Source organism: Streptomyces griseorubiginosus (assembly GCF_001514195.1).
GTDB lineage: Bacteria > Actinomycetota > Actinomycetes > Streptomycetales > Streptomycetaceae > Streptomyces > Streptomyces griseorubiginosus.
In genome coordinates this window covers 464222-477361 of sequence record NZ_KQ948736.1, presented here as the reverse complement: position 1 = coordinate 477361, position 13140 = coordinate 464222, and the positions used below count along the sequence as shown (strand labels likewise).

The following is a 13140-nucleotide window of genomic DNA, read 5'->3' as shown; positions in this document are numbered from 1 at the left end:
CAGCACCAGCTCCACCACCTACAACCACTACAACGTGCTGCGCACGATCGAGGACCTGGCCGGCCTGAGCACCCACGCGGGCAACGCCGCCTCGGCCGCCGACATCACCGGCATCTGGAACTGACGCCGGTGTACCTCGCGGACTCCCGCTCCACGGACGCCCGCGGCACCCAGGCCGCCGCCGCACCGGACACCCCTCCGGTGCGGCGGCGGGCCGTCGTGCCGTCCACCGTGCTCGCCCTGGGCGCGGTCAGCCTCATCACGGACGTCTCCTCCGAGATGGTCACCGCCGTCCTGCCGCTGTACGTGGTCGCGGGCCTCGGCCTGTCCCCGCTCGGCTTCGGCCTCCTCGACGGCATCAACAACGGCGTCGGAGCCCTGGTCCGGCTGGCCGGCGGCCACCTCGCCGACCGGGGAGGCCACCGGCACAAGCTCGTCGCGGGCCTCGGCTACGGCCTCTCGGCGCTGTGCAAACCGCTCCTGCCGCTCGCCCACACCCTGCCCGTCCTCAGCGCGGTGCTCGCGGTGGACCGCACCGGCAAGGGGCTGCGCACCGCCCCGCGCGACGCGATGATCTCGCTGGCCACCCCACCCGCCCACCGCGGGCGGGCGTTCGGCGTCCACCGCGCCATGGACACCACCGGCGCCCTCCTCGGCCCCTTGGCCGCCTTCGCCGTCCTGCGGGCCACCGTCGACGGCTACGACGCCGTCTTCACGGTCAGCGCCTGCGTCGCCGCGCTCGGCGTCCTGGTGCTGGTGCTGTTCGTGCCCCGCCACATCGACGCTCCCGCGGACGCCGTACGACCGCCCGATGCCGTACGGCCGCCCGATGCCGTACGGCCGCCCGATGACGTACGACCGTCCCAGCCGCCCGATGCCGTACGGCCGCCCCGGCCGCCCGAGCCGTCCCGGTCCCCGGCGTTGCGTGACACGCTCGGGCTCCTGCGTCGGCCGGACCTGCGGCGGCTCACGGTGTGCGCCGCCCTGCTGGGCCTGACCACCGTCAGCGACTCCTTCCTGTACCTGCTGCTCCAGCGCGAGGGCGACCTGCCCGCCCACCTGTTCCCGCTGCTGCCCCTCGGAACCGCCGCCTCCTTCCTGCTGCTCGCCGTCCCGCTGGGCGCGCTCGCCGACCGCGTCAGCCGCCGCCGGCTCTTCCTGGCCGGACACGGTGTCCTGCTGCTCGGCTACGGCCTGGTGCTCTCCCCGTGGCACGGCGTCCCGGCGGTGCTCGCCGTCCTCGTGCTGCACGGCACCTTCTACGCGGCCGCCGACGGAGTCCTCGCCGCCGCCACCGCCTCGGTCGTCCCGGACCGGCACCAGGGCGCCGGGCAGGCACTGGTCGGCACCGGCCAGGCGCTGGCCCGGTTCGTCTGCTCGCTCGCCTTCGGCGCGGCCTGGAGCCTGTGGGACGGACGGACCGCGCTCACCGTCACCGCGGCCGGGCTCGCGGTGAGCACCGCCGTGGCCGCGTTCGTGCTCCGGACCGTCGACGAGACTCCCGGGACCACGACCACCGAGGAGGTGCGCGCATGACACGGACGACCCGTCTGGTCACCCTCCTGGTCGCCGTCCTGCTGCTGGGCGCGGTCGGCGCCGGGGCGGTGCTGCACGCCGCCCACCGCTCGGGCCTGAAGGACGAGCAGCAGGCCGACGGACCCACCGTGCGGGCCGGCACCGTCTCGCTGCGGCCGACGGCCCCGCGCCGGCTGCTGGTCCGCAACCTGGCCTGGGGCCCGCACCGCGACGAGATCGCCACCGTGCCCGCCGACGACCCCGGGGGCCCGCGCACCGCGTCGGGCGTGAAGTGCCTGCGCTTCCACGCCGCGGCCGGCACCGGCATCTGCCTCCAGGCCGTGCACGGCGCCCTGGAGGACACCTACCGTGCGGTGGTGCTCGACTCCCGCCTGCGGGTACGGCACCGCTTCCCGGCCCCGGGCATCCCCACCCGGGCCCGGGTCTCGCCCTCCGGGCACCTGGTCGCCTGGACGGTGTTCGTCAGCGGTGACTCGTACGCGGGGACGAACTTCTCCACCCGCACGGCCGTCGTCGACACCCGCACCTGGACGATCGACGACAACCTGGAGACCTTCCGCGTCATCAAGGACGGCCGGACCCACCACGCGGCGGACACCAACATCTGGGGCGTCACCTTCGCCGACGACGACCGCTTCTACGCCACGCTCGCCACCGGCGGCCGGACCTACCTGGTGCGCGGCGACGTCAGGGCCCGCACCCTCACCGCCCTGCACGGCAACGTGGAGTGCCCGTCCCTGTCGCCGGACGGCACCCGCGTCGCATACAAGAAACGCGTCAAGGGGGCCTCTCCGGACGCCCCTTGGCGGCTGTACGTGCTGGACCTGCGGACCATGAAGGAGACCGCGACCGCCGAGTCCCGCACCATCGACGACCAGGCCCTGTGGTCCGACGACCACACCCTCGTCTACGCCCTGCCCGGCGACTACGGCTCGGACCTGTGGACGGTCCCCGCCGACGGCACCGGCACGGCCCGCCGTCTGATGAAGTCGGCGGTCGCACCGGCGTACCTGGGCTGACGCGGGCCTGCCCCGGGAGACCGCGCGGGTCTCCCGGGGCGGCTTCAACCAGCCCGTCAGTGACCGAAGTTGAACCAGTTCACGTTCACGAAGTCGGCCGGCTGGCCGCTGGTGAAGGTCAGATAGACGGAGTGGGTGCCGGTGACCCGGCTGATGTTCGCCGGGACCGTTCTCCAGGACTGCCAGCCGCCCGTGTTGGCGATCGAGAAGCTGCCGACCGGAGTCGCCGTCGGACTGTCCAGCCGTACCTCGACCAGACCGCTCACCCCGCCGGCTGCGCCGCTCGCCACCCGGGCGACGAACTGGGTGGCCCCGGTGGAACCGAAGTCGACGTTCTGGTAGAGCGCCCAGTCGCCGTTGGCCAGCGAGGCGATGTTCTGGCCGCCCCCGGAGTCGGTCGTGGTCTCGGTGCCGACCCCGTTCTGGCCGTTGAAGGACTCCGCCTGGATCGTGCTGTACGCGTCCCGGCCGCCGCTCGGCGGGGGAGTGGTACCGCCGCCGCCACCGCCCGCGGAGAGCACCTGCACGTAGTCCACGACCATGGGCACGCCGGACTGCGTGCCGGAGTCCAGTCCGCCGCCGAACGCGTCCGGGAACGCGCCGCCCATCGCCACGTTGAGGATGATGAAGAACCCGTGGTTGGTGGCGTTGGCCCAGGTGGTCGCGTCGACCTGGCTCGCGTTGACGGAGTGGAACTGGGTTCCGTCGACGAGGAAGCGGATCGTCTCGGGGCTCACCGAGCGGTCCCACTCCAGGGTGTAGGTGTGGAAGGCGGACTGGCAGGTCGACCCGGGGCAGGGGACGTTGTTGCCGATGCCCGTCGTCTCGTTGCAGGGGCCGCCCGGGTTGGTGCCGCAGTGCATGGTGGCCCACACGCGGTTCATGCCCTGGACGTTCTCCATGATGTCCAGCTCACCGACGCCCGGCCAGTTCTGGTAGTTGCCGCGGTAGGGCGCGCCCAGCATCCAGAACGCGGGCCAGTAGCCCTCGGCGGCGGTGCCGGTGACGTTCGGCATCTGGATGCGGGCCTCGACGCGCAGCTTGCCGCCGGCCGGGGGCTGGAAGTCGGTGCGGTTGGTCTCGATGCGGCCCGAGGTCCAGTTGCCGGCCGCGTTGCGGACGGGGGTGATGCGCAGGTTGCCGTTGCCGTCCAGCGCCACGTTGCTGGTGCTGTTGGTCATCGTCTCGACCTCGCCGGTACCCCAGTTCGCGGGGCCTCCCGGATACGAAGTCCCGGTCGCGTACTGCCAGTTCGAGGTGTTGACGCCGGTGCCGGCGGTGCCGTTGAAGTCGTCGACGAAGACCTGCGACCAGCCGGTCGGCGGGGTGGGGGCGGAGGCGTCGGCGGGGAGGGCGGCGGCGGTCGCGAGGGCGGCGGCCAGACCCAGGGTGCTCAGGACGGCGACGAGGGCCCGGCGCCGTCTGGGTATACCGGAGGTTTCGCTCATGGGGGTGCCTCTCGGGTACGGGGGGAAGTGAGCGCGGGTGTCTTGGGGAGCCTTTGAGAGCGCTCTCAAAGTGGGCCCAATGTGCTCGCAGTCACTCCGGCCGTCAAGAGGTTGAGCCGTGAAAGTCGTTCCGTCCCTGGTGAGTTCACCCTCTGAAACCGGGCGTACCCGGCAGGCGGCGGACCCGGCAGGCGGCAGGCCCGCAAGGCGGCACGCCCGCATGGCGCCGGACCCGCTAGACGGCGCTGCCCGCCTTCCAGTCCGCCCACGACAGGTTCCAGCCGTTGAGCCCGTTCGACGGCTCCACGGTCCGCTCGCCGGAGTTCTTCACGATCACGACGTCGCCGAGCATGGAGCTCTTGTAGAACTTGTAGCCGTCCACGGACGGGTCGTTCGCGCCCTTCGCGTCGTGCAGGCCGACGCAGCCGTGGCTGGTGTTCTGGTGACCGAACACCGAGTCGGCCGCCCAGTAGTTGCCGTGCACGAAGGTCCCGGAGGTGGTCAGGCGCTGGGCGTGCGGGACGTCGGAGATGTCGTACTCGTCGCCGAGGCCGACGGTCGAGGACTCCATACGGGTCTGCTTGAACCGCTCGCTGATGACCATGATCCCGGACCAGGTGGTGTGGTCGGAGTCGCCGCCGGAGACGGGGTAGGTGGCGATCGTCGAGCCGTCGCGCCTGACCGTCATCTCCTTGGTGGCCAGGTCGACCGTGCTGATCTGCTCGCGGCCGATGTGGAAGGTGACGTCCTTCGACTGGACGCCGTAGACGCCGTCCGCGCCCTGGACGTCCTTGAGCCGCAGGCCCAGCGTGATCTTCGTGCCGGGCGCCCAGTAGGTCTCGGGGCGGAAGTCGAGCCGGGTGTCGCTGAACCAGTGGCCCACGATCTCCACCGCGGGCTCCGCGGTCACGGTGATCGCCTTCTGGACGGCTGCCCGGTCGGACACGGCGTGGGTGAAGTTGATCGACACCGGCATGCCGACGCCGGAGGTGGAGTTGGCCTCGGGGGTGAAGTAGCCCACGAAGGTCTCACCGGGCGACCTGGTGGTGAAGGTCGTGGTCTGTGCGGTACCGGTCCGCGCGGTCGCCGTGACCGTGTACTTCGTGCCCGAGTACGGGTTCCTCGTCGAAGTCCACCTGGTCCTCGCCTCGTTGAGGGTTCCGGCCAGCGTGGAGCCGTCGTTGCCGGTCACCTTCACGGAGGCCAGCGTGCCGTCGGTGACGGTGACCTGGACGGGGCTCGCGAAGTCGGCCCTGGTGGTGCCGTCGGCGGGGGTGACCGTGATGGCCGCCTTCTTCGCGGCGGCCCGTGCGGACGGGGTCGCGGACGACTCCGGGGCGTCCGAGGCGTCCGCGGAGTCACCGCATCCGGTCAGGACGACAGCGGCCGGCACGACGCCCAGGGCGGCGAGCACTCCGCGCCGGGACCACCTCTCCCTCTCTCGTCCGGACCGGTTCGATATGTGCGGGACGCCCACGGCACACCTTCCTGAGATATCCGCCTTTGCGGGTGCATGCTGCCGCGCGCACATGTGCTGATCCTTGGAATCAGCGGTCCGCTTCCTGAGATTCCGGTGAGGACGGTGCCCCGCGCCGCTACCAGAGGTCCAGGAACTCCGTGATCGCCCGCAGGAGTCCGTACTTGCGGCGGTGCGCCCGGCTGCAGAAGCCGCGTCGGCGCCATCGGCTGCGCGGTTGCGGGACCGGTGCGGCGCACCACTTGCAGGGCCGCGTCCGGTGGCTCTCCGTTCCGCCGTCCATGCTGCGGCAGCGTAGTCACCACCGGAAAGGGGGACCAGGCCGTCACCCGGTCCCCCTCGGTCCCTCAGACGCTGGTCGGCAGGCGCGGCTCCGGCGCCGCCTCCCGCAGCCCGAACCGTTCGTGCGCCCGGCGCAGCGGCTTCGGCGCCCACCAGGCCCGGCGGCCCAGCAGTGCCATCGTCGCCGGGACCAGCAGCATCCGTACGACCGTCGCGTCGATCAGCACGGCCAGGGTCAGCCCCAGGCCGATCTGGAGGATGGGCGAGAAGCCGCCGGTCATGAAGGCGCCGAAGACCACCGCGAGCAGCAGCGCGGCACAGGTGACGACCCGCCCCGACCGGCGCAGCCCGGTCACCACGGCCTCCCGCTCGTCCCCGGTGTGCCGGCGGACCGTGGAGCCTGTCGGCACACCCCTGCCTGCCTCGCGACGCCCGGCAGGCACGCCCGCGGCCTGGCCAGACGGCTCGCGTGGCTCCTCGCCCGCGCTCGAATCCGCTCGCACGGCGGGACCCCCGTCGAGGGTGTCCCGGTGCCTTGCGATCGCATGCACCGGCCGCCGCGACGCACGGCCGGCGAGGGTACGACGCCGGTCCGCCGACAGGCTCTCCCGCATCCGGGCCAGGATGAAGATCTCGTAGTCCATGGCGAGCCCGAAGGCGATCGACACGACCAGCGGGGGCACGGTCAGGCTCAGCGCACCCAGTCCTTCGCCGCCGAGCAGCCCGGCCCCGTGGCCGTCCTGGAAGACCCACACCACCACGCCGAGCGCGGCCCCCAGGCTGAGCAGAGTGGTCGCGACGGTGCGCAGCGGGAGCAGCACCGAGCCGGTGAAGGCGAACAGCAGGACGAAGATGCCGGCCAGAACGGTCAGGGCCGCCCAGGGTGCCCGCTCGGCGAGCATGGCGCGGAAGTCGACCAGCCGGGCCGCGACCCCGGTGACCTGGACGGGCTCGTCGCCGCGTATCTCCCGGACCCGCTCGACCAGGCCGGTGGCCGCCCCGCCGTCCACGCTGCCCGGCGGCATCAGCTCCACGACGGTGGTGCCGCCCGGCAGGTCACGGGACTCGGCGTGCGCGACCAGGGCGCGGATCCGGTCGGCGGTCGCGGGGGTGGTGCCGGGCCCGAGGACGACCACCACGGGGGAGACCCCGGTGCCCTTCGGGAAGTGCGCGTCGACGGTGTCGTACAACTGCCGTGCCTCGGTGGCCGCGGGCAGTTGCCGGGCGTCGCCGATGGCGATGCGCAGACCGGTCACGGGCAGGGCCAGGAGCAGCAGGACCGGGACGACGGTGACCAGGACGGCGGTACGGCGGCGCTGCGCGAAGCGGGCGAGGCGGGCGAAGACCCGGCCCTCCTCGTGCTCGGAGCGCGCCTTCGAGGGCCGGATCCGCCCGCCGAACCTGGTGAGCAGGGCGGGCAGCAGGGTGACCGCGGCCAGCATGTCGACCACCACGACCGCGGCCACGGCCAGGCCGATGCTGCGCAGGAACACGCTCGGGAAGACCAGCAGTCCGGTCAGGGAGACGGCCACGGTGAGCCCGGAGAACAGGACGGTCCGGCCGGCCGAGGCGACCGTGCGGTGCACGGCCTCCACCACGTCGTCGGTGTACCGGCGTTCCTCGCGGAAGCGGACCAGTGTCAACAGGGCGTAGTCCACGGCGAGTCCGAGGCCCAGCATGGTGGTGACCTGGATCGCGTAGACCGAGATGTCGGTGACCTGGCTGAAGACGAACAGGCCGAGGAACGCGCCCGCGATCCCGCTCACCGCGACCACCAGCGGCAGCGCGGCGGCGCGCAGTCCGCCGAACACGACGAGCAGCAGGGCGAGAACGACCGGCAGGGAGATCAACTCGGCTTTCTCCACGTCCTGTTGGGCCCGCTCACCGAGCTGCCTGCCGAGGAGTTCGCCGCCGCTGACGTGGACGTCGGGCGCGTCGATCCGTTTGATGGTCTCGACCGCCCTGTCCGTCGCCTCCTCCTCGGCCTCGTCGCTGAGACCGCCCTCGAAGGTGACGGGGATGACGAGGGCCTGTCCGTCGCGGGCGGTGAGGCCGGGCGTGGTGTACGGGTCCGGTACGTCGGCGACCCCGGCGATCCGCCGGACCTCGGCGACGGTCCGCTCGACCTGGGCGCGCAGAGCCGCGTCGGAGACGGCCTCGCCCGCGACGACTGCGGTGACGGACTCGCCGGTCGGGTCGATGCCGGAGAGGTGGTCGTCGGCCAGGTCGGACTCGGTGCCGGGGACGTCGGGCACGTCGTCGGAGAGGTCGGCGAATACGCCCGTGCCGAGGCCGAAGCCCAGCAGCAGGAACGCGGCCCACAGGCCGATGACGGTGAGCGGGCGACGGGTCGCCGCCCGGGCGAGGGTGGAGAGCACGGGGGCCTCCCGGCGGGTTGGCGGTGGCTGGTGGCACCGGTGGTCGAACGCACCGGTGATCGAGGGCACCGGTGGTGTTGGCCCCCTCAGGCTGCTGCGGCGGGCCCGCTCACCGGATCGCCGTCGCGGGCGGTTTCCGGGACTCCGCCGTGCGAGTGAGTCCTGGCCCCGGCTCACTCCCGCGGGGGAGGAATTCTCGGTACCGGTCGAGGAGTTGACCTTGGGAACAGCTACGAGGAGGCCCGCATGTCCGAGGTACCGCCCACCGTCCGTGAACTCCGTCTCGTCGTCACCGCGGACGACTACGACGAGGCGTTGCGCTTCTACCGGGACGTGCTCGGTCTGCCCGAGCGGGCCGCGTTCGCGTCCGACGGCGGCCGCGTCACCATCCTGGAGGCGGGGCGGGCGACGCTGGAGATCACCGATCCGGACCATGCCGCGTTCATCGACGAGGTGGAGGTCGGCAAGCGGGTCGCCGGGCACATCCGGGTGGCGTTCGAGGTCGACGACTCGACGGCGACCACGGCGAGGCTGGCGGAGGCCGGGGCGGAGGTCGTCGCCGAGCCGACCCGCACCCCGTGGAACTCGCTCAACTCCCGCCTGGAAGGGCCTGGTTCACTCCAGCTCACCCTGTTCACCGAGCTCGGGGACCAGGGGGACGAGGAGGACTAGGGCGCCCCCGGCGTCACCAGACCCGTCTCGTACGCCCGGATCACCGCCTGGACCCGGTCCCGCAGCCCCAGCTTGCTCAGGACGTTGCTGACGTGGGTCTTCACCGTGTGCTCGCTCACGAACAGGGTCGTGGCGATCTCGGCGTTCGACAGGCCCCGCGCCAGCATCCGCAGGGTCTCCACCTCCCGGGCCGTCAGGACGTCCAGGCAGCCGGGGGCGGGCCCGGTGGCCGTCTCCTCGCGGCGGCGGCGCACGATGTCCGCCACCAGGCGGCGGGTGACGGCCGGGGCGAGGAGGGAGTCGCCGCCCGCCACCACGCGGACCGCGTGGACGAGGTCGTCGCGGCGGACGTCCTTGAGCAGGAAGCCGCTGGCACCCGCGTACAGGGCGTCGTACACGTACTCGTCGAGATCGAACGTGGTCAGCATGACCACCTTGCAGCCCGACCCCGCGCACACCCGGCGGGCCGCCTCCAGGCCGTCCATGACCGGCATCCGGATGTCGAGCAGGAGGACGTCCGGGGTGTGCCGGCGGACCGCGGCGACCGCCTCCGCGCCGTCCCCGGCCTCGGCGACCACCTCGATGTCCGGCTGCGCCTCCAGGATCATGCTGAAGCCGCTGCGGACCAGTTCCTGGTCGTCGGCGACGACCACCCGGATGCTCACCCGAGGGCCGCCTCCCGGTCGGCGCCCGCGGGCAGCCGCACGACCACCCGGAAGCCCCCTTCCGGACCCGGCCCGGTCTCGGCGCTGCCCCCGCAGGCCGCCGCCCGCTCCCTGAGGCCGATCAGCCCGTGCCCGCCGTCCGGGCGCGCGGGCCCGGTGCCGTCGTCGGTCACCGTGACGGTCAACTCGTTCTCTTTCCAGTCGAGTTCCACCTGTGCACGGGAAGCGTACGCGTGCTTGACGGTGTTGGTCAGGGCTTCCTGCACCGCGCGATAGGCGGCGACCTCGGTGTCCGGGGGAAGGGGGCGCGACCGGCCGCAGATGCGGAAGTCGACCCGCAGGCCCGTCGATTCGGAGACCTGGCGGACCAGGGACGGGAGCGCGGCGAGGTCGGGCTGCGGCAGCCGGGTGGCGCCGCTCCGGCGCTCCTCCTCCTTCAACACACCGAGGATCCGCCGCAGTTGGTTCATCGCGTCCCGGCCGCTGGCCGCGATGGCGTCGAACGCCGCCTCGGCGCGGGCCGGATCGCTGCGCACCACGACCGGTCCGGCCTCCGCCTGGACGACCATCAGGCTCACCGCGTGCGCCAGGATGTCGTGCATGTCCCGGGCGATCCGGGCCCGTTCCTGGGCGATGGCCCGCGCGGTCTCCGCGGCCCGCTCCCGCTCGAGGCGGGCGGCCCGGTCCTCGACGGCCGCGGTGTACGCGCGCTGGAGGCGGGCCAGCACACCGAGGCCGTAGGCGCAGATCATGCCGGTGAGGTGGAAGGCGTACTCGAAGGGCTGGGCGTGCTCCTTGAACTGCATGGTCAGCACGGCCCCGAGCAGCCAGCTCGCCAGCATGCTGCGGCGCTGCCAGGGCAGGCCCTGGACGGCCATGGTGTAGAGGACGACGAGGCCGCTGTAGGGGACGTCGGGCGGGGGCGCGTGGTAGTACGCCATCGCGGTGGTGACCGTCGAGACGGCCAGGGCGGTCGCGTAGGGGAAGCGGCGCCGCCAGATCAGCGGAACGGCCGTACCGGCTCCCAGCAGCCAGCCCACCAGGGTGAGCCGGTCGTCGCCCTCGTCCGGGAACATCCACTGGAGGGACGCGGCGAACAGCACCAGCACGGCGAGCGCGCTGTCGACGACGTACGGGTTGGCCGACCTCAGGCGGTTCACGACCAGGCCGTACGGGTGCGCCGACCTCGCGCGGGTCACGAGCGGGTCGTGGCGGGACCGGGCGGCGGACATGGGCGGCTCCTCGGGGCCGGGGCCGTTCCAGTATCACGACGACGGCCCGGCCGGGGCCTCACCGGTGCGAGGGATTTCCGGTGCCCGGGCGGGGCGTGACCGCGGGCTGCCAGCCCAGCGCCCGTGAGATCCCCAGCGCCGCGAGCCGTACCGCCGGGACCAGGGCCGGCACCTGGTCGTCGGCCTGGGGCACGACGACCGACACGGCCGCGACCACCGTGCCGTCCGGGCCGCGCACCGGGGCGGCCACCGACAGGGCGTCGTCGGTGACCTGACGGCTGCTCACCGCGACTCCCGAGCGCCGCACTTCGGCCAGCACCCGGCGCAGCCGCGCCGGGTCGGCGATCGTGTGCGGGGTGAACACGGCGAGCGGACCGGCGCAGTACTCCTCCTGCTCCCGCGGGCCGCAGTGGGCCAGCAGCACCAGACCGACCCCGGTGGCGTGCAGCGGCCAGCGCGCGCCGACCCGGATGTGCACCCCGACCGCCGAACGCCCCGAGATCCACTCGATGTAGACGACGTCCGAGCCGTCCCGCACCGCCAACTGCACGTTCTCGTGGGTGGCTTCGTACAGGTCCTCCAGGTACGGCAGCGCGAGCTGCCGCAGCGCGACCCCGCGCGGAGCCAGCGCGGCGACCTCCCACAGCCGCAGCCCCACGTGGTAGATCCCGGCGTCGTCCCGCTCCAGCGCGCCCCACTCGGTCAGCGCGCCGACCAGGCGGTGGGCCGTGGTCAGGGTCAGTCCGGCCCGCCGGCTGATGTCGGTGAGGGACAGCGCCGGGTGGTCGTGGTCGAAGGCGGCGAGCACGGACAGCAGCCGGTCCGGCGCGGTGGGGGTCCCGCCGCGCGCACCGGTCCTGGAGTGCGGGGCCACGGTCATGGCCGGTCGACGACCCTCAGCAGGAGCGCCTGGAGCGTCTCGCGTTCGGCGGTGTCGAGCGGGGCGAGCAGGTCGTTGGTGACCCGTCTGCCGGCCTCGTCGGTGCCGCGCAGGAAGGCCCGGCCGTCCTCGGTCAGCACGACGATCTTGCTGCGCCGGTCGTCGGGGGAGGGGCGGCGCTCGGTCATGCCCAGCCTCTCCAGGTCGTCGACCAGGCCGACGATCGCGCTCGGGTCGTAGCCGAGCCGGGTGCTCAGCTCCCGCTGGAGGGCGCCCTCGGCACCGGCGAGATAGCGCAGCACGGCGTAGTGCCGCAGCCGCAGCCCCGACTCCTGGAGGAACGTGTTGAACAGCTGACCGGAGCGCAGGCCGAGGCGGTACAGCAGATAACCGGTGTCCGCGTGCAGCCCGCGCATCCACGGCTCCTCCGCGTCCATGGGCTTCGGGGTCACGTGCTGGCTGGTGATGGCGAGCTCCCTGGGTCGGTACGACGTACAGATTCCAGCATGACTCACCCGGAGGTCTCCAACAACTATTGACGTCACCAATTATTGCTCTTAACTTCGACCTCGCAGTCGTACCAGCACGCGTACCCGCAGTCGTACCCCTCGGGAAGGGACCCGCTCGTGCCCAGCATCGATCTCTCCGGCAAGGTCGCCGTCGTCACCGGCAGCGGCCGGGGCCTCGGCCTCGCCTACGCGCACGCCCTCGCCGCCCACGGCGCCTCGGTCGTCGTCAACGACGTGGACGAGGCGGTCGCCGAGCAGGCGGTGAAGAGCATCACCGAGGCCGGCGGCCGGGCCGTCGCCGAGGTCGTCCCGGTCGGCACCACCGAGGCCGCCGAGCGGCTCGTGAACCGCGCGGTGGAGGAGTTCGGGCGGCTGGACATCCTGGTCACCAACGCGGGCATCCTGCGCGACAAGGTGCTGTGGAAGATGACCGACGACGACTTCGACGCCGTGATCACCACCCACCTCAAGGGCACCTTCACCTGCGCCCGCGCCGCCGCCGTGCGGATGCGCGAGCAGGGCGAGGGCGGCTCGCTGATCCTGGTCGGCTCCCCGGCCGGGCAGCGCGGCAACTTCGGCCAGACGAACTACGCCGCCGCCAAGGCCGGCATCGCCGCCTTCGCCCGCACCTGGTCGATGGAACTGGGCCGCGCGAACATCACCGTCAACGCGATCGTGCCGGTCGCCGCGACCGCGATGACCGAGACCATCCCCGCCTTCGCCCCGTACATCGAGGCCATGCGCAACGGCGAGCCGCTGCCGGACTTCCTGCGCAAGGGCGAGGGCTTCGGCACCCCCGAGGACTGCGCGGCCCTCGTGCCCTTCCTCGCCTCCGAGGCGGCCCGGGGCATCACCGGACAGGCCATCGGCATCGGCGGCGACAAGGTGGCACTCTGGTCCCATCCGCAGGAGATCAAGGCCGCGTACGCCGACGGCGGCTGGACCCCCGAGACGCTGGCCGACGCCTTCCCCACCTCGGTCGGTGCCGAGCTCCAGTCGGTCGGCATCCCGGCGCCCAAGTTCCCGGAGGCATGATGGCCCC

At 72.8% G+C, this 13140-nt stretch carries 11 protein-coding genes and 1 pseudogene; 5 read left to right on the top strand and 7 right to left on the bottom strand.

Annotated elements, in window-relative coordinates; genetic code table 11:
• The 3 genes and pseudogenes from AQJ54_RS46690 to AQJ54_RS14800 all read left to right on the top strand — a co-directional run.
• Positions 1-124 (top strand): annotated as a pseudogene (locus AQJ54_RS46690) (acid phosphatase); the annotation flags it as partial.
• A 5-nt stretch (positions 125-129) separates the two neighbouring features.
• Positions 130-1536, top strand: coding sequence for an MFS transporter (locus tag AQJ54_RS14805; protein WP_062237694.1), 1407 nt, complete (start codon positions 130-132; stop codon positions 1534-1536).
• Positions 1533-2555, top strand: a complete 1023-nt coding sequence (locus tag AQJ54_RS14800) for a TolB family protein (protein WP_062237692.1) — start codon at positions 1533-1535, stop codon at positions 2553-2555. Before AQJ54_RS14805 ends, AQJ54_RS14800 begins: the two co-directional genes overlap by 4 nt.
• A 56-nt stretch (positions 2556-2611) precedes the next feature.
• On the opposite strand, the gene AQJ54_RS14795 is transcribed toward AQJ54_RS14800, so the two are convergent.
• The 3 genes from AQJ54_RS14795 to AQJ54_RS14785 all read right to left on the bottom strand — a co-directional run bounded on the left by AQJ54_RS14795 (position 2612) and on the right by AQJ54_RS14785 (position 8140).
• Positions 2612-4003 (bottom strand): glycoside hydrolase family 16 protein, encoded by a 1392-nt coding sequence (locus AQJ54_RS14795; RefSeq protein ID WP_062237690.1) that lies wholly within the window; start codon positions 4001-4003, stop codon positions 2612-2614.
• Between the two features lie 235 nt (positions 4004-4238).
• On the bottom strand, positions 4239-5480 hold the full coding sequence (locus AQJ54_RS14790; protein ID WP_062237689.1) for a L,D-transpeptidase: 1242 nt from the start codon (positions 5478-5480) through the stop codon (positions 4239-4241).
• A gap of 347 nt (positions 5481-5827) precedes the next feature.
• Positions 5828-8140, bottom strand: coding sequence for an MMPL family transporter (locus AQJ54_RS14785; protein WP_062237687.1), 2313 nt, complete (start codon positions 8138-8140; stop codon positions 5828-5830).
• A gap of 246 nt (positions 8141-8386) precedes the next feature.
• On the opposite strand from AQJ54_RS14785, the gene AQJ54_RS14780 reads away from it, so the two are divergent.
• On the top strand, positions 8387-8812 hold the full coding sequence (locus AQJ54_RS14780) for a VOC family protein (RefSeq protein ID WP_062237685.1): 426 nt from the start codon (positions 8387-8389) through the stop codon (positions 8810-8812).
• Here AQJ54_RS14780 and AQJ54_RS14775 read toward each other — a convergent pair.
• From AQJ54_RS14775 to AQJ54_RS14760, 4 genes are read right to left on the bottom strand one after another with little or no spacing between them, the layout of a single operon-like run.
• Positions 8809-9477 carry a response regulator gene (locus tag AQJ54_RS14775; protein WP_062029046.1) on the bottom strand — a complete coding sequence of 223 codons (669 nt, stop codon included), beginning with the start codon at positions 9475-9477 and terminating at the stop codon, positions 8809-8811. The genes AQJ54_RS14780 and AQJ54_RS14775 overlap by 4 nt on opposite strands.
• The gene (locus tag AQJ54_RS14770) at positions 9474-10709 is read right to left on the bottom strand and encodes a sensor histidine kinase (RefSeq protein ID WP_062237684.1); all 1236 of its coding nucleotides are present in this window, start codon (positions 10707-10709) and stop codon (positions 9474-9476) included. The genes AQJ54_RS14775 and AQJ54_RS14770 overlap by 4 nt, the downstream gene beginning before the upstream one ends.
• Positions 10710-10767: 58 nt before the next feature.
• Positions 10768-11589 (bottom strand): IclR family transcriptional regulator, encoded by an 822-nt coding sequence (locus AQJ54_RS14765; protein ID WP_062237682.1) that lies wholly within the window; start codon positions 11587-11589, stop codon positions 10768-10770.
• Complete coding sequence (locus AQJ54_RS14760) at positions 11586-12005, bottom strand: MarR family winged helix-turn-helix transcriptional regulator (RefSeq protein WP_079069911.1); 420 nt, start codon at positions 12003-12005, stop codon at positions 11586-11588. The genes AQJ54_RS14765 and AQJ54_RS14760 overlap by 4 nt, the downstream gene beginning before the upstream one ends.
• A 210-nt stretch (positions 12006-12215) precedes the next feature.
• Here AQJ54_RS14760 and AQJ54_RS14755 point away from each other — a divergent pair, with 210 nt between their 5' ends.
• Complete coding sequence (locus AQJ54_RS14755; protein WP_062237680.1) at positions 12216-13133, top strand: SDR family NAD(P)-dependent oxidoreductase; 918 nt, start codon at positions 12216-12218, stop codon at positions 13131-13133.
• Positions 13134-13140: the final 7 nt, after the last annotated feature.

Bases quoted from the DNA above. Each gene is read 5' to 3' on its own strand.
- AQJ54_RS14795 (WP_062237690.1), bottom strand. From the start codon at position 4,003: ATGAGCGAAACCTCCGGTATACCCAGACGGCGCCGGGCCCTCGTCGCC.
- AQJ54_RS14760 (WP_079069911.1), bottom strand. From the start codon at position 12,005: ATGCGCGGGCTGCACGCGGACACCGGTTATCTGCTGTACCGCCTCGGC.
- AQJ54_RS14770 (WP_062237684.1), bottom strand. From the start codon at position 10,709: ATGTCCGCCGCCCGGTCCCGCCACGACCCGCTCGTGACCCGCGCGAGG.
- AQJ54_RS14780 (WP_062237685.1), top strand. From the start codon at position 8,387: ATGTCCGAGGTACCGCCCACCGTCCGTGAACTCCGTCTCGTCGTCACC.
- AQJ54_RS14765 (WP_062237682.1), bottom strand. From the start codon at position 11,589: ATGACCGTGGCCCCGCACTCCAGGACCGGTGCGCGCGGCGGGACCCCC.
- AQJ54_RS14800 (WP_062237692.1), top strand. From the start codon at position 1,533: ATGACACGGACGACCCGTCTGGTCACCCTCCTGGTCGCCGTCCTGCTG.